The sequence below is a fragment of the Methylorubrum rhodesianum genome, from assembly GCF_014199985.1.
In the GTDB taxonomy this organism is placed as follows: Bacteria; Pseudomonadota; Alphaproteobacteria; order Rhizobiales; family Beijerinckiaceae; genus Methylobacterium; species Methylobacterium rhodesianum.
The window spans coordinates 315592-330777 of the sequence record NZ_JACHOS010000001.1; the positions used below are offsets into that span (position 1 = coordinate 315592).

Consider the following 15186-nt stretch of genomic DNA (forward strand, 5'->3'; position numbering starts at 1 on the left):
GCTCGGTGCCGGTTCCGTCGACATCTCCATGAACTGAGTGGGTCAGCTCCCCGGCTTCGATCTGGCGCACATTCCTTCGCCTTGCCGGCACTCGTCTGCGGTCACGAACGCCCTGCCGCCGGATCAAAAATCAAGCCGACGGAAACTGGACGGCGACGGCACGGGCGATCGGTCGCTCTTCGTCGGCGGGGATGACGTAGACGGGGACCTGCGCATCATCGGCACTGATGCGCGTCTCGTGCGCCGCGTTCCGATCCTCGTCGAGCTTGAGGCCCGTCCATGCCAAGCCTTCTCCGATCGCCGCGCGGATCTGGGCCGAGCGCTCGCCGATGCCGGCGGTGAAGACGAAAGCGTCGAGGCCACCCAGCGCCGCGATCATCGATCCGCTTTCGCGCACGACACGGTAGGCGAAGAGGTCGAGTGCCTCGGCGGCCCGCGGCTCCTTGCTCGCCAGCAGTGTGCGGGCATCGTTGCTGATGCCGGAGACTCCGAGCAGGCCCGAGCGCCGGTTCAGGATCTCGGAGACGTCGGCCGGCGCCATCCCGCGCTGCTCGATCAGGTAGAGAACCAGACCGGCGTCGATGGCGCCGCAGCGCATCCCCATCATCAGGCCGTCGAGCGCGGTGAATCCCATGGTGGTGGCGACGCTGCGTCCGTCGCGCATGGCGCAGAGGCTGGCGCCGTGGCCGAGATGCGCGACGATGACCCGGCCCTTCGCACGCTCCCCGGCGATGCCCGGCAGCACATCGGCGATGTGCTGGTAGGACAATCCGTGGAAGCCGTAGCGGACGAGACCCTCATCGGTGAGCGCGTGCGGGATCGCGAAGAGCTGAGCGAGTCGCGGCATCGTGCGATGAAAGGCCGTGTCGAAACAGGCCAGCTGCGGCAGGCTGGGCCAAGCCTCCGCCACCGCCCGAATCGCCGCAAGGTTGTGGGGCTGGTGCGCCGGTGCAAGCGGGATCAGACCTTCGAGAATCGTCATCACGCTCTCGTCGATCACGACCGGCTTCGATAAGTCCGGACCGCCATGGACCACGCGATGTCCGGCGGCACAGAGCTCGATATCGTCCGCCCGCCGGAGGCGGTCGAGAAGCCACTGCGTCGCCGCTTCGTGGCTGCTCCCTTCAGGCAATTCAGCGCCGTCGAACAGATGCGCCCTGCTACCGGAGGCTCCGCCGAATCGTGCCCGACTGCCGATGCCTTCGATGCCGCCGCGACAGAGCGGTCGAAGCCCATCTGCCTCGAAGAGCGCGAACTTCACGCTCGACGAGCCGGCATTGAGCACCAGAATGGCGGCGTTCGCAGACCGCGTCACCGGCTGCATCATGGGCGTGTCTCCTCTCCCGACGCGCCCCTCGGGCGCTTATCGCAGCGTGACGGCCAAGGCTTCGGCCGCCTCTTTCAGGGTGGGCAGACACTCGACCGCGTTCGCGCGAGCGACCCGCACGACCGGCGCCTGAAGGGCGAGGGCGGCGATGCACTCGCGCCCGCTGTGATCGAAGATCGGTACCGCCACGCAGAACAGGCCGGACAGGTATTCCTCGTCGTCGAAGGCGTAGCCGTCGCGCTTGATCCGGCCGAGCTCGCTCCGCAACGCATCCGCGTCGGTGAGAGTGTTGGCGGTGTAGCGCTCCAGCGTCAGCGTTCCGATCAGGCGATCGCGCTTGGCCGGCGGCATCATGGCCAGGAAGAGCTTGCCGCTCGCCGAGGCATGTGCCGGCACACGCGATCCCTTCTGAAAGGCGACTCGCAGCGGCGCGGCGGCTTCGACACGGTCGAGGTACATCACCTCGCTCCCCTCGAGCACCGTGAGGTTGCAGGATTCGCCCAGTGTGCGGACCACCCGCTCAAGGATCTGGTGCCGCTGCGTCGAGCCGGCGTTGTTCGACAGGATCGCGAAGGCGAGGGCGGTCGCGCGTGCCGCGAGCTCGTAACGACGCCCATCCGGCATCCGTCTCAGGAGGTCGGCGCTCTCCAGCATGCTCAACCACCGGTGCAGGGTGGGCTTTGGCAGATTGGCAGCCTCCGTCAGCTCCGCCAGCGTCGGCGGGTGATCCATCTCGGCGATGATCTCCAGCAGGCTGAAGGCCTTCAGCGCTGGCGAGGACTCGGGGGCATCATCCATGGCTGAGGCTCTCATATTCCGATTTCCTGAACGTTTAAAGCAAAAAAACGAGATTTCTATTGCGTCGTGACGTCGGCAGGAGCTAGGTTTCCACGGGACGAGGATGGGCAGACGCGGGATTGAACCCGGCCTCTCCTCGCATCGGCGCGGCCCGACTGCCACGGCCCAGCGCCGCCATCCGAACCGACGAACGACCATCGCGACGATCAAAGAAAGCCAGGGTGGGAGAGCGCGCCATGAAGATGACGACGGAAGAGGCCTTCATCAAAGTCCTGCAGATGCACGGGATCGAGCATGCCTTCGGCATCATCGGCTCGGCGATGATGCCGGTCTCCGACCTGTTTCCGAAAGCCGGCATCACCTTCTGGGACTGCGCGCACGAGAGCAACGCGGCGCTGATCGCCGACGGCTATTCGCGCGTGACCGGCAAGATGGCGATGGCCGTGGCGCAGAACGGACCGGGCGTGACCGGCTTCGTCACCGCGATCAAGACGGCCTACTGGAATCACACGCCGATGCTGCTGGTGACGCCTCAGGCGGCCAACAAGACCATCGGGCAGGGCGGCTTCCAGGAAGTCGAACAGATGGCGCTGTTCGAGGACATGGTCTGCTATCAGGAGGAAGTCCGCGATCCGACCCGCGTCGCCGAGGTGCTCAACCGGGTAATCGAGAAGGCGTGGCGCGGCTGCGCACCGGCGCAGATCAATATCCCGCGCGATTTCTGGACGCATCAGGTCGATATCGCTTTGCCGCAGATCGTCCGGCTGGAGCGTCCGACCGGCGGTCGCCAGGCGATTGCCGAAGCCGCCGCGCTCCTATCGAAGGCGAAATTCCCCGTGATCCTGAACGGTGCGGGTGTCGTCATCGGCGACGCGATCCAGGAATCCGTCGCGCTGGCCGAGCGCCTCGACGCGCCGGTGGCCTGCGGCTACCAGCACAACGATTCCTTCCCCGGTTCGCACCCCCTCGCCGCCGGGCCGCTCGGCTACAACGGCTCGAAGGCAGCGATGGAACTCATCGCCAAGGCCGACGTGGTGCTGGCGCTCGGCACCCGCCTCAATCCCTTCTCCACGCTGCCGGGTTACGGCATCGATTACTGGCCGAAGGACGCCAAGATCATCCAGGTCGACATCAACCCCGATCGGATCGGTCTGACCAAGCCGATCACGGTCGGCATTTGTGGCGATGCCAAGCACGTCGCTCGCGAGATCCTGCAACAGTTGAGCCCCGAGGCGGGCAATGCCGGCCGTGAAGAGCGGCAGGCGCTCATCCACCGCACCAAGTCCGCCTGGGCCCAGGCCCTGTCCTCGCTCGACCACGAGGACGACGACGAGGGTACGAACTGGAACGTCGAGGCGCGGGAGCGAGAGAGTGAGAAGATGTCGCCGCGTCAGGCGTGGCGCGCGATCCAAGCCGGCCTGCCGGCAAACGCGATCCTCTCCACCGACATCGGCAACAACTGCGCCATCGGCAACGCCTATCCGACCTTCGACCAGGGTCGGCGATACCTGGCGCCGGGCATGTTCGGTCCATGCGGCTACGGTTTTCCAGCGATCATCGGCGCCAAGATCGGCTGTCCGGATCTACCGGTCTTCGGCTTCGCGGGCGACGGCGCCTTCGGCATCTCGATGAACGAGATGACCTCGATCGGCCGTGACGAGTGGCCGGCGATCACCATGGTGATCTTCCGGAATTTCCAGTGGGGCGCCGAGAAGCGTAACTCCATCCTCTGGTACGACAACAACTTCGTCGGCACCGAACTCGACACCAAGCTGAGCTACGCCAAGATCGCGGAAGGGTGTGGTTTCAGGGGCGTGCGCGTCGAGACGCAGCGGGCGCTCACCGAAGCGATCCAGCAGGCTGGCGAGGCCCAAGCCGACGGTGTGACGACCTTCATCGAAGTGATGCTCAACCAGGAGCTCGGCGAACCCTTCCGCCGCGATGCGATGAAGAAGCCGGTCGTCGTCGCCGGCATCGATCGAGGCGACATGCGGCCTCAGCTTTCGGCCTGATCGTCGGCGACGGACCCGGGACCTCGATGAAAAGGGCTCCCGGGCCGGTTCGCCGCGACAACCGTCAGCGGATGTCGGGGCGCGGGTCGGGCACGAAGCCGTCCCGGTTCGGCATCCTCACCGCCCGCAGCGTCTCGGCATCCATCACCGCGTCGTCCGGAACGAGGCCGTTCAGATTGAGGACGTAACCGACGACCGCGTAGACCTCGTCGGGAGTCAGCGACTGGGGCGCGTTCATCGGCATGGCGCGGTGGATGTAGTCGAACAGGGTCGGCGCATAGGGCCAGAAGCTGCCGACCGTCTTGACCGGATTATGTGTGGCCAGCGAGCCCTGGCCGCCCGCAAGCCTGTCGCCGATCCCGCCTTCGCCCCTGAGGCCGTGACAGCTGGCGCACTGGGCTTCGAACAGGACCCGGCCCTGGACGACGCTGCCGTGGCCCGGCGGCAGTTTTCGGCCGTCGCGGTCGATGTCGATGTTCCAGCCCGCGATCTCCTCGGCGGTCGGCGCGCGGCCGAAACCGAAACCACCCTCGGCCTGAGCCGAGGACGCGAGCACCGCCACGGACAGCGCGAGGATCCGGACGAGCTCAGACGTAACCATTGGACACCTCGCCGTCGGCGGCGATCCGCCAGGGAACGATCGCGTTGTTGTGGTAGAAGGATTTCATGCCGCGGATCGCAGTCAGGTCAGCGAAGCTCGGCTGCACGTAGCCGGTCTCGTCCGTGGCGCGGCTCAGGATGACGGTCGGCCGGCCATCCCACGCCCATGGATAGCGGAAGCGGGTGAAGGCCCGGCTCAGGACCGGCTGCTGCAAGACAGCAGGCTGCCACGTAGTGCCGCCATCGACCGACACTTCGACGCCGTTGATGCGTCCGCGCCCGCTCCAGGCCAGTCCGGTGATCTCGTTGAAGCCGGCGGCAATCCGCTGCGTGCCGGACGGACGGGTGATGATCGACTTGGCCTCCATGGTAAAGGTGAACTGGCGCGCCGTGCCGTCGGGCATCGAATCCGTGTACTTGGCCGTCTCCTCCCGCGAGTAGGCGGGCTCGGCGACGACGTTGAGGCGCCGGAGCCATTTCACGCTCATGTTGCCCTCGAAGCCCGGGAGCAGGAGGCGGACGGGGTAGCCCTGCTGCGGGCGCAGCCGCTCGCCGTTCTGGCTGAAGACGAGAAGGGCGTCGTCGAGACACTTCTCCAACGGCACACTGCGGGTGAGGGCGGCGGCATCGGCCCCCTCGGCGACGACCCATTTCGCCTCCGGCTTGAGGCCGACCTCCTCGAGGATCGTCTTGAGCCGGACGCCCGTCCATTCGCAGCAGCTCGCCAGGCCGACGAGGTCTGACGCCGTCTTGCCTTGCTTGACCGTTTCGAAGCCCGGATTGCCGGAGCATTCCAGGAAGTAGATGTGCGACTCGGTCGGAAAACGGCGCAGCTCGTCCATCGTCAGGAGCAGGGGCCGCTCAACCAAGCCGTGGATCATCAGCCGGTGCTGGGCGGGATCGATAGCGGGGATGCCGCCGTGATGGCGCTCGTAGAACAGCCCGTTCGGGGTGATGATGCCGTCGAGCTCCTGAAGCGGCGTGCGGCTCGCCGACGAGGTGTACTGCTTGCCGTTCTTCGGCACGTTGCGGATGACGTCCTTCTCGAATTCCGAGGGCTGGCCGTAGAGCTGGCTTCCGACATCCGCGCCGGGCTCCTTCATCCAGCGCGGCACGTGAGGCGGCGTGTTTTCGATGCCCCCCGTCGTTTCGGCCCTGGCCGGGAGGGCGATCACCTCGGCGAGGCCACCGCCGACGAGGGCAGACCCCGCCGCCAAGATCTGCCGCCGTGAACGCGGCGTCCGCCGGACCGCCTCCGGCGCTGCATCGTCGCTCATCGTTTTCTCCTCGGGTGACACGCGCCACCGCACGACCGAGACCGGGCCGCGCGCAGCCCCTGTGCCCCGATTGAGGGCTAACGCGCCGGTCAGCGCCGACGATCAGTAGGACGCCGCCAGGTAATCCGCGATCGCCTTCGCGTCGGCCTCTCCGATCGGTGCGCCGTAGACCTTGATCATCTTCGTGACTTCGGCGGTCCAGAAGGCGTGACCCTTCTTGGGCGGCTGCATGGCGATGTAGTCGGGCGAGTGACAGGTCAGGCAATGGCTCTCGGCGATCTCGACGCCGGGGCCGGGACGGAGCTTCGCGGTATCCTCCGGCAGCTCGTAAGTGACCGGTCCGGCCTCGGCAGCGTCGTAGCAGGCCGAGACCAGGAGCAGGGTGAGGGCGGCAAGCCCCGTGCGCGCGATCCGCCCGGCCGATCGCGTCGTTGGTGTCGACGATGTCATGGGCCCCTCCCTCAGCCTGCGGTGACGCGCGTCGTCTCGACGACGTTGCGCAGGTAGCCGGCCGGATTCCAAAGCGGCTCGAGCGGCTGCGACTGGCCGATCCGGTTCACCGCCCGCACCCGCAGCCTGTGCTCGCCGGCGGGAAGCCGCAGGCTCGTCTCCCATCCCCGGAAAGCGTACCGGCCCTCGTCCCGGCCGAGCCTGGCTGTGCTCCAGCTGCGTCCGTCATCGCCCGAGACCAGAACCTCGGTCAGGCCGTAGCCGCCGTCGAAGGCGATGCCGCGCAGCGGGGTCTCGGCTCCCGCCGCGACCGTGGCGCCATCGGTCAGGTTGGTGATGAAGGATCGGATGGTGAAGCGGTTGATCGGGACCGTCGCGGTCGGCGTCTTGCCGGGCTCGGTGCAGCCGCAGGCATTGTCCGGGATGCGGTAGGCCGGCTTCATCCAGAAGTTCTCGAACGTGGTGTCGAGCACGGTGATCGCATTGAGGTGCTTCAGCCAGTAGGTGCCGTAATAGCCCGGCACGACGAGGCGGAGCGGGAAGCCGTTGAGGAACGGCAGATCCTCTCCGTTCATGGCATAGGCCAGCATCACCTCGCCGTCGCGGGCGTGATCGAGGTCGAGCGCCTTGGCGAAGTCGGGCGTTTTCTCGAGCACGGGTCCGTCGAGGCCCTCGAACATCACCTGCCGCGCCCCTGCCTTCACACCCGCCCGGTCCAGCACCGTCTTGAGCGGTACGCCCTTCCAGCGGGCACAGCCCATGGCGCCATTGGCGAGCTGTCCGCCGGCGACCCGCGGCTCGAAGAAGCCGCGAGAATTGCCGGAGCACTGGTTGACCGCCACGATCTCGACCGGTTCGAGCGCCTTCAGGTCCCCCAGTGAGAGGCTGAGCGGCTTCTCGACCTTGCCCTTGATCTCCAGGCGGAAGGCGTCGGGGTCGATCTCGTTCGGCAGACCCGCGAGGTGGTAGCGCACGAAGAAGGCGTCGTTGGCCGTGATCGTGCCCTCGTCGAAAACCGAGAACGGCGTCTCCAGTTGCGGCGGCCGGCTCGTCATCTGGATCAATGGACGCTTGCCCGGATACGCCACGAGCGGGCGCTCCCCGTTGCCGAAGGGAAGCGTGATCCGCTCCGACGGGGCGGCGCGGGCTTGTCCGACCGCGGCGCCCGCGAGCAGGGCGGAGCCGGCGCCGCGCAATAGGGCGCGTCGATGCAACATGGTTTCCTCCTTTTGCGGGCGAATCTCGTTTTCGGATTCGCCTTTCGTCGCGGCATTGCACGCGGCATCCGATCGATCCCTGGGGGAGGGCGGATGCCGGTTTCTCTCAGCCGAGCCGAAGAAGGTGGATCAGGCCGAGGCTGATCAGCAGAAGCAGCACGAGCGACAGTGTCACCGCCGCCGTGACGCGACCGCCCACGCGCCCGATCACGCGCACATCGACGCCGAGCCCGAGGGCGGCCATCGACACCACGGTCAGAGTGCCGGCGACCCGGGTGATCGGGCCGACAGCGACATCGGGCACGAGCCCGAGCGACCGGAACGCGGCCAGCACGAGGAAGCCGACGATGAACCACGGCACCAGCTTGAACGGATCGAACCGGCGCGCGCCTGCGGCCTCCGCCGCGGTTGCGTTGAAGCGGGGCGCCAACAGCGAGAGGCCGACGACGACGGGACCGAGCATGAGCACGCGTACGAGCTTGACCAAGGTGCCGATCTGCGTCGCGACGAGCCCGGCCGGGACCGTGGCAGCGAGAACCTGCGGCACCGCGTAGACCGTAAGTCCCGCGAGAATGCCGTACTGGCCGGCACCGAGGCCGAGCAGCGGTATCAGGAGCGGCAAGCCGAGCACCATCAGCACCCCGAGGATGGCGGTGAAGGAGATCGAGGAGGCGACGTCGTCGCTATCGGCGCCGATCACTGGCGCGACCGCCGCGATGGCCGAGTTTCCGCAGATCGAGTTGCCGCAGGCGATGAGGATCGAGATCCGCACCGCGAGCCCGAGCAGGCGGCTGATCGCGAAGCTCGCGGCGATCGTGACCGCCACCGTGGCGACGATCGCCGCGAGAAGGACCGGACCGGAGGCGACGATCGCCGCGAAGCTGATCGAGGCGCCGAGCAGCATCACCGCCACTTCGAGCAGCTGCTTGGCGCTGAAGGCGATGCCAGAGCGCCAGACGGGACTCGGTGCCCAGAAGGTGCGGATCGCCATGCCGAGCAGGATCGCGATCACCAGGGCCTCGATATAGGGATGCTCGAACGCAGCCTCTTCGACGTGCTGTAGGCCGATCGAGACGAGCGTGACCGCGAGGCATAGCGCGATCCCGGGCGCCAGCTCTCTTAGACGGGACAGGGAAAAGCGGGGTTCCGGCGGCTTCGAAACGCGGTTCATCTGCAACATCGTCGTCCCCCGACACCGCATCCCGGCATCGCCTTCTTACCACCTTGATAGCAAAACCCACCTGTCTTGCACGATTTTAATGGAATAATCTGCTATATCTGTTCCGTATTGTGGAACGTTCTTCGCACCAGGGGGAGTGAGGCCCCGGAGCCGAGCGGCGCATGCTCTCCGGCAGCCCCCCGCCTTGCGGCGCGGCCGATCCAGATCGCGGAGCCCGCGCTGACGAGGCCGGCGAAGGCACAGTAGGCACAGACCAACCACGGACGGTCCGCGCCGGAATACTGCAGAAGAGCAGTTGCGATGATCGGTGTCAGGCCGCTCGCGAAGATGCCGGAGAACTGGTAGACAAAGGAGATGCCAGTATAGCGCACCCGCGCCGGAAACAATTCGGAGAACAGGGCCGCCTCCGGTCCGTAGACCGAGGCGTAGAGGATTCCGAACGGCACGATCAGCGCGAGCCAGATCGTGCCCGTGCTGCCGCCGCTGTTGAGGAAGATCCAGAAGGCGGGGAAGGCCGAGAAGCCGGTGAGCAGCGAGCCCCATGCATAGACGCGGGTACGGCCGAGACGATCCGAGAGCCAGCCGGCCATGGGAATCGTGAGGCAGAGCAGGAGCGCGGCGGCCGTAACGCCGAGCAACGCCTGCGTGCGCGGCACTCCGACCGTGCCGGTGAGATAGCCGATCGAGAACACTGCGAAGATGTTGAAGAACACGCCGTCGATCGTGCGAGCGCCCATGCCGGCGATGACGTTGCCGGGGAAGTCCCGCATCATCGACACGAAGGGGATCGCCGCCTCCCGGTTCGTCTCCTTCACCTGCGCGAATTCGGGTGTCTCCATGACGTTGAGGCGGATATAGGCGCCGACCGCGACGAGAACCGCGCTGAGCAGAAACGCCAGCCGCCAGCCCCAGGCGAGAAACTGCGCGTCGTCCAGTCCGTAGGAGAGGGCTGCCACGACGCCCGAGGCGAGGCACAGCCCGAGCGCGAGGCCGATCTGCGGAATGCTCGCGTAGAGACCACGCTTCTCCGGCGGGGCGTATTCGAAAGCCATGAGCACGGCCCCGCCCCATTCGCCTCCGAGGCCGATGCCCTGAACGATGCGCAGGAGAAGCAGCAGCACGGGGGCGGCGACGCCGATCTGCGCGTAGGTCGGCACCAATCCGATCAGGAAGGTCGCCACCCCCATCAGCATCAGGGTGATCACCAGCATGCTCTTGCGGCCGATCCGGTCGCCGAAATGCCCGAAGATCACACCGCCGAGCGGCCGGGTGACGAAGCCGACCGCGAAGGTCGAATAGGCGAGCAGCGTCGAGACGAGGGGGTCGTCGGCGGGAAAATACAGCTTGTTCAGGACGATGCCGGCGACCACGCCGTAGAGGAAGAAGTCGTACCACTCGATTGTCGCGCCGATCAGTGCCGCCGTCACGACGCGGCCGAGACCGCCTCCGCCGGGTGCCGCTTGCCTCGTCGTCATGCCGGACTCCCTTCTCGTGCCGGCTCTGGGAGCACGCTGGATCGCCCCGCAACCGAATCGACGGCGATGGCCGGGCTCGAGCCGGCCCGTACATCGGCCAGGATCATGTCGGCGGCCTTCTCGGCGATCATAACGACGGGCGCGCTGGTGTTGCCGGAGATGAGCGTCGGCATGATCGAGCAATCGACGACGCGCAGGCCGCCGACCCCATGGACGCGAAGACGGGCATCGGTCACCGCCTGCGGGTCCGAGCCCATTCTGCAGGTGCCTGAGGGATGGAAGATCGTGGCGCCCGAGGCCCGGGCAAAATCGAGCAGGGCTTCGTCGCCCTCGACCTGAGAGCCCGGCTTCACCTCCTCGGTGAGCAGCCTGCGCAGCGGCGCGGTGGCTGCGAGGCGGCGGGCGAACTTCATGCCCTCCACCACGCAGCGGCGATCGGATTCGGCCGCGAGATAGTTCGCCCGCATCACCGGCGCCGCGAAGGGATCGGCGCTTCGCAACGTGACGCTGCCGCGGGATTCCGGGCGCAATTGGCAGACAGAGAAGGTGCAGCCGGACCAGGGATGCGGCGCACCGCCGGCCATGTCCGCCGAGAGCGTGGCGAAGTGGAATTGCACGTCCGGTGTGCCGGGGCCGGGCATCACGCGGGTGAACAAGCCGCCCTGGTTGATCCCCACCGCCAGAGGCCCGCTGCGCGTCAGCAACCATTGAAGGCCGATGCGCGCCTTGCCAACCAGCGTGCGCAGATCGTCGTTGGTCGTGATCGGCTTTGCGACCCGATACATCAGCCGGATCTGGAGATGGTCCTGTAGGTTCGCGCCGACGCCGGGAAGCGGGTGCGCGACGGCGATCCCGTGGCGCAACAATTCCGCCTCGGGGCCGATGCCGGACAGCATCAGGAGCTGCGGGCTCTGCAAGGCGCCGGCGGCAAGGATCACCTCGGTTCCGGCGCGTGCCTCCTGCATCCGGCCATGCCGGCGAAAGCGGACGCCGACGACGCGCCGCCCCTCGAGGATCAGGCCCGCGGCCTGCGCGTCGGTCTCGACGCGAAGGTTCCGCCGCCCGCGCGCCGGGCGGAGATAGGCGACGGCGGTGCTGCAGCGCCGGCCGTCGCGGGTGAAGAGCTGGTAGTAGCCGACGCCGGTCTGATCACCGGCATTGAAGTCGTTCGTGCGCGGTATGCCGAGTTCGCCCGCCCCCGCGATGATAGCCTCGATCAGTTCGTGCCGATGCTCGATGTCGGAGCACCAGAGCGGCCCGGCGGCGCCGTGAGCGGGACCCGCTCCCATCGTGTTGTGCTCGGAGCGGATGAAGTAGGGCAGCACGTCGGTCCAAGACCAGCCGGAATTGCCGAGCGCAGCCCAGTGATCGTAATCCTCGCGCTGCCCGCGAACGAAGATCAGACCGTTGATCGAAGAGGAGCCGCCGAGCGTCCGACCGCGGGGCCAGTAGATGCGCCGATCCTTCATGGTCGGCTCCGGCTCGGTGTAGAAGCCCCAGTTGAGGGACTTATGGAACATCGTCTTCCCGTAGCCGATGGGAAGATGGATCCAGGGCGACCGGTCGCGCGGGCCCGCCTCCAGCATCAAGACCCGATGCCGGCCGTCGGCCGAGAGGCGATTGGCAAGGACGCAGCCCGCCGTTCCACCGCCGACGATGATGAAGTCGTAGGGGGCGACAGCCATCGCCTGCACCTCGCCGACTGCGTTTCCTCGTATTTCGCCTCGCTTCGAGAGCGACTGTCTCAGAAAGCGGAACGTTATGTTCGATTAGATGAGGATTCCGACGAGGTGTCAATGCATGCCGACGAGCTCGGGCACACGTCCTCGGCGCCACCGGGCGGGTTCACCGCACGAGCAGCGAGTGGGACGGGTCAGTCGAGACGGGCGATGCTTGCGCCCTGGAAGCGCTGGGCTTCAGGCGCCTGAAGGCTGGCGCCGACAAGATCGGCGAGCAGATTTTCTCAACGCGCTATCTCTCGACGGGGCCGTCGCAACATCATCGGAACGCGCCCAAGGCGGACCGCCAAGGGGAAAGCTCCCGCGGCTGCGCTCGAACAACCCGGCGCGATCGGCCACCAGGGTTAGTTACCCGGATAGCCGAACGCCATTTCAGCCTGCTCGTTCTTGGCGATCTCGAGCATGTGCCACTTGAGACCAGACAGGAGCGAGGCGACCGAAACACCACCATGCGAGGTCGAGTAGGCCGGCTGGACCGCCTGGAGCTGAGCCACGCTGAAGGCGAGATAGACCGCCGCGGCAAAGGGCAGGATCTGGCGGAGGCGCTCGACGGGCGGCATGATCAAACAGAGATTGCTGCGATGCACGCAACTTAGTTTCCGTGATTGTGCAATGCAACGGCAGGGCCTGTGTCCCCGGAACATGAGAGCCTTGTCGCCCATGCGCATCGCGAAGGCGGCGGCTCGTCATCGACCGATGTTCCCGATACCTGCCACCATATATTCGGCTAGATGCTCCGCAGCCGCCGCGATGCCGCTCGGCTTGCGCTGCAGGACGATTTCGAGGTTCGGTAGTTCAGGCAGGCCGTCCGCGCGGCCGAGGCGGCGGACATGCGGGCCGACGGCACAGAGCGGGAAAGCCGACACGGCGAGGCCGGCATAGACGGCGGCTTGAAGCCCGGCGATGCTGTCGCTGACCGCAGCGACGCACCATGGCCTGCCCACCTGCCCGAGTGCATCGAGGGCATATTGCCGGTAGACGCTTCCGGCCGGCAGGAGGGCGAGCGGCAACGCGCCCTCCGCCGCGAGCGCGTATTCCCGTGCCGCCACCCAGACCAGGGGTTCCTCGCGAACGACAAAGCCTTTGCCGAATTCGGGCTGACGCGTCATCAGGGCGATGTCGATCTCCTCCTGCTGGAGCGCTGCGTGCAGGTTCACGCTCCGCGAGCACCGCAGCTCGATCTCGACCTGGGGATAGGCCCGCGAGAACCCGCTCAGCACCGATGGCAGCAGGAACGCTGCGTAGAGATCGGGCACGCCGAGCCGGACGTGACCTGTGATGTCGGGTGCCTCGAAACGACCGCGGATCTCATCGTTGAGACCGAGAAGCGTCCGGGCGTAGCCGAGCAGCATTTCTCCCTCACGCGTCAGTGTCAGATGGCGGCGATCGCTCTGGAACAGGGGCTTGCCGAGCGATCGTTCCAGACGCTGGATCTGGTGCGTGATGGCCGGCTGAGTGCGGCCGACTTGCTTGCCAGCTAGCGTTATACTGCCGGTTTCGACCACGGCGACGAAGGTCCGAAGCAGGGGAATTTCGAGATCCGGAATCATAATGATAAATATCCTGCATGATCTCGATGCAGAGAATAAATTTCTCCGATGCCGAGGCAATCGGTAGGGTAAAACCGACGGGCGGGACAAGCCATGATTCAGGACGATCAACGATCCTGAACGATCCGCAGCCCGGAAGACGAGGAACGCTCAACGGATGTCGGGGACTTTACCGCCCACTGCGCGATACTGAGCACAGGCGGAAGAAGTCTGACGCAATTCGGCAGGAGGGCAGAATGCTGAGGCTTGTACGCTTCAAAGCCACAGACCGCGTGCTGCTGATTATCTGTCTGATGTATCTGGTTACGTATATCGACCGGGTGAACATCGGCACGGCGGCGCCAGCGATGCAGAAGGAACTCGGGCTCACCAATTTCGAGCTCGGACTCGCATTCTCTGCTTTCGCCTATCCTTACGCATTCTTTCAGATCGCTGGCGGCTGGTTGGGTGACCGTCTCGGCCCGCGGATGACGTTGCTGATCTGCGGCGCGATCTGGTCGGCCGCGACCGTGGCCATCGGTTTCGTCGAGGGAGCCATCTCGCTCGTCATCGCCCGCTTCATCCTGGGGATCGGAGAGGGATCCGCCTTCCCGACCGCCACGCGCGCGCTGGCGAACTGGATGGCGGCCGATCGGCGCGGCTTTGCACAAGGCATCACCCACGCCTTCGCGCGGCTCGGCAACGCGTTAACGCCGCCGCTCATCGCCTTTCTCATCGTCGCCCTCTCCTGGCGCGATTCATTCATCATCGTCGGCCTGATCAGCTTCGCCTGGGTCGCCCTCTGGTTCTGGTACTTCCGGGACGATCCGCGCGACCACAAGCACGTGACGCCGGAAGAGATCGCGGTACTCCCGACCGTGAAAATCGCCGGCGAGCGCAAGGCCGTGCCGTGGCGGCGACTTCTCAAGCGCATGATGCCGGTGACGATGACGGATTTCTGCTACGGCTGGACGCTGTGGCTGTTCCTCAACTGGATCCCGTCCTACTTCCTCCATCAGTATCAACTCGACATCAAGAAGTCGGCGATCTTCGCCTCCGGTGTGTTCTTCGCTGGGGTCGTCGGTGACACGGTCGGCGGAATCGTCAGCGACCGGATCCTCAAGCAGACCGGCAGCGTGTCGAAGGCGCGAGTGAGCGTGATCGTCGTCGGCTTCCTCGGGGCCTTCCTGTTCATGCTGCCGGTGTTGTTCGTCACGGATCTTCTGACGATCACGTTGTGCCTGTCGGGCGCCTTCTTCTTCGCCGAACTCATCGTCGCGCCGATCTGGGCCGTGCCGATGGACATCGCGCCCCAGCATTCCGGGACCGCCTCCGGCTTCATGAATTTCGGCTTCGGCCTCGCCGGGATGATCTCTCCGGTCGTGTTCGGCGCCGTCATCGACGCGACCGGCCGCTGGGACCTCCCGTTCGTGGCCTCGCTCGGCCTGCTCCTCCTCGGTGCGGTGCTTGCCCTGCGCATGCGTCCCGACGAGCCCTTCCTCGACGAGGTCGAGACTCCGCCGCCCGTCGTCACAGCACCCGCGGCGGTCAGGCCGAGCGCCTGACCGCAGGTCCCGCTCTC

The 15186-nt window shown here is 66.4% G+C and carries 13 protein-coding genes; 2 read left to right on the top strand and 11 right to left on the bottom strand.

Annotation, left to right across the window (positions count from 1 at the left end; all coding sequences use genetic code 11):
* Positions 1-130 precede the first annotated feature (130 nt).
* Together HNR01_RS01295 and HNR01_RS01300 are read right to left on the bottom strand one after the other, a co-directional pair.
* On the bottom strand, positions 131-1327 hold the full coding sequence (locus HNR01_RS01295) for an acetate/propionate family kinase (protein WP_183666143.1): 1197 nt from the start codon (positions 1325-1327) through the stop codon (positions 131-133).
* A gap of 36 nt (positions 1328-1363) precedes the next feature.
* On the bottom strand, positions 1364-2125 hold the full coding sequence (locus HNR01_RS01300) for an IclR family transcriptional regulator (RefSeq protein WP_246417352.1): 762 nt from the start codon (positions 2123-2125) through the stop codon (positions 1364-1366).
* Positions 2126-2361: 236 nt separating this feature from the next.
* Here HNR01_RS01300 and xsc point away from each other — a divergent pair, with 236 nt between their 5' ends.
* Positions 2362-4137: a sulfoacetaldehyde acetyltransferase gene (gene xsc / locus HNR01_RS01305; protein WP_183666148.1), complete on the top strand. Its 1776-nt coding sequence runs from the start codon at positions 2362-2364 to the stop codon at positions 4135-4137.
* Positions 4138-4201: 64 nt separating this feature from the next.
* On the opposite strand, the gene HNR01_RS01310 is transcribed toward xsc, so the two are convergent.
* From HNR01_RS01310 to HNR01_RS01350, 9 genes are all read right to left on the bottom strand, one after another.
* On the bottom strand, positions 4202-4738 hold the full coding sequence (locus HNR01_RS01310; RefSeq protein WP_183666150.1) for a c-type cytochrome: 537 nt from the start codon (positions 4736-4738) through the stop codon (positions 4202-4204).
* Positions 4725-6014 carry a sulfite dehydrogenase gene (soxC, locus tag HNR01_RS01315; RefSeq protein WP_183666152.1) on the bottom strand — a complete coding sequence of 430 codons (1290 nt, stop codon included), beginning with the start codon at positions 6012-6014 and terminating at the stop codon, positions 4725-4727. Before soxC ends, HNR01_RS01310 begins: the two co-directional genes overlap by 14 nt.
* Before the next feature lie 102 nt (positions 6015-6116).
* A complete protein-coding gene (sorB, locus tag HNR01_RS01320; RefSeq protein ID WP_051061546.1) occupies positions 6117-6464 on the bottom strand; it encodes a SorB family sulfite dehydrogenase c-type cytochrome subunit in 348 nt (115 codons plus the stop codon).
* A gap of 11 nt (positions 6465-6475) precedes the next feature.
* Entirely contained in the window at positions 6476-7681 is a 1206-nt protein-coding gene (sorA, locus tag HNR01_RS01325; protein ID WP_183666154.1) for a SorA family sulfite dehydrogenase catalytic subunit, read from the bottom strand.
* A gap of 106 nt (positions 7682-7787) precedes the next feature.
* Positions 7788-8858, bottom strand: coding sequence for a YeiH family protein (locus HNR01_RS01330; protein ID WP_375373196.1), 1071 nt, complete (start codon positions 8856-8858; stop codon positions 7788-7790).
* 95 nt (positions 8859-8953) lie between these two features.
* On the bottom strand, positions 8954-10336 hold the full coding sequence (locus HNR01_RS01335; protein WP_183666156.1) for an MFS transporter: 1383 nt from the start codon (positions 10334-10336) through the stop codon (positions 8954-8956).
* Positions 10333-12021 (bottom strand): GMC family oxidoreductase, encoded by a 1689-nt coding sequence (locus HNR01_RS01340; RefSeq protein ID WP_183666158.1) that lies wholly within the window; start codon positions 12019-12021, stop codon positions 10333-10335. The genes HNR01_RS01335 and HNR01_RS01340 overlap by 4 nt, the downstream gene beginning before the upstream one ends.
* A 398-nt stretch (positions 12022-12419) precedes the next feature.
* Positions 12420-12635 carry a hypothetical protein gene (locus HNR01_RS01345; RefSeq protein ID WP_026105293.1) on the bottom strand — a complete coding sequence of 72 codons (216 nt, stop codon included), beginning with the start codon at positions 12633-12635 and terminating at the stop codon, positions 12420-12422.
* Between the two features lie 126 nt (positions 12636-12761).
* Entirely contained in the window at positions 12762-13625 is an 864-nt protein-coding gene (locus tag HNR01_RS01350) for a LysR substrate-binding domain-containing protein (RefSeq protein WP_183666160.1), read from the bottom strand.
* A gap of 236 nt (positions 13626-13861) precedes the next feature.
* On the opposite strand from HNR01_RS01350, the gene HNR01_RS01355 reads away from it, so the two are divergent.
* Positions 13862-15169 (top strand): MFS transporter, encoded by a 1308-nt coding sequence (locus HNR01_RS01355; protein ID WP_017482859.1) that lies wholly within the window; start codon positions 13862-13864, stop codon positions 15167-15169.
* The last annotated feature ends 17 nt before the right edge of the window (positions 15170-15186 follow it).

Excerpts from the sequence above, each read along its gene's own strand:
- HNR01_RS01295 (WP_183666143.1), bottom strand. The coding sequence starts at position 1,327 with ATGATGCAGCCGGTGACGCGGTCTGCGAACGCCGCCATTCTGGTGCTC.
- HNR01_RS01300 (WP_246417352.1), bottom strand. The coding sequence starts at position 2,125 with ATGGATGATGCCCCCGAGTCCTCGCCAGCGCTGAAGGCCTTCAGCCTG.
- xsc (WP_183666148.1), top strand. The coding sequence starts at position 2,362 with ATGAAGATGACGACGGAAGAGGCCTTCATCAAAGTCCTGCAGATGCAC.
- HNR01_RS01310 (WP_183666150.1), bottom strand. The coding sequence starts at position 4,738 with ATGGTTACGTCTGAGCTCGTCCGGATCCTCGCGCTGTCCGTGGCGGTG.
- soxC (WP_183666152.1), bottom strand. The coding sequence starts at position 6,014 with ATGAGCGACGATGCAGCGCCGGAGGCGGTCCGGCGGACGCCGCGTTCA.
- sorB (WP_051061546.1), bottom strand. The coding sequence starts at position 6,464 with ATGACATCGTCGACACCAACGACGCGATCGGCCGGGCGGATCGCGCGC.
- sorA (WP_183666154.1), bottom strand. The coding sequence starts at position 7,681 with ATGTTGCATCGACGCGCCCTATTGCGCGGCGCCGGCTCCGCCCTGCTC.
- HNR01_RS01335 (WP_183666156.1), bottom strand. The coding sequence starts at position 10,336 with ATGACGACGAGGCAAGCGGCACCCGGCGGAGGCGGTCTCGGCCGCGTC.
- HNR01_RS01340 (WP_183666158.1), bottom strand. The coding sequence starts at position 12,021 with ATGGCTGTCGCCCCCTACGACTTCATCATCGTCGGCGGTGGAACGGCG.
- HNR01_RS01345 (WP_026105293.1), bottom strand. The coding sequence starts at position 12,635 with ATGCCGCCCGTCGAGCGCCTCCGCCAGATCCTGCCCTTTGCCGCGGCG.
- HNR01_RS01350 (WP_183666160.1), bottom strand. The coding sequence starts at position 13,625 with ATGATTCCGGATCTCGAAATTCCCCTGCTTCGGACCTTCGTCGCCGTG.
- HNR01_RS01355 (WP_017482859.1), top strand. The coding sequence starts at position 13,862 with ATGCTGAGGCTTGTACGCTTCAAAGCCACAGACCGCGTGCTGCTGATT.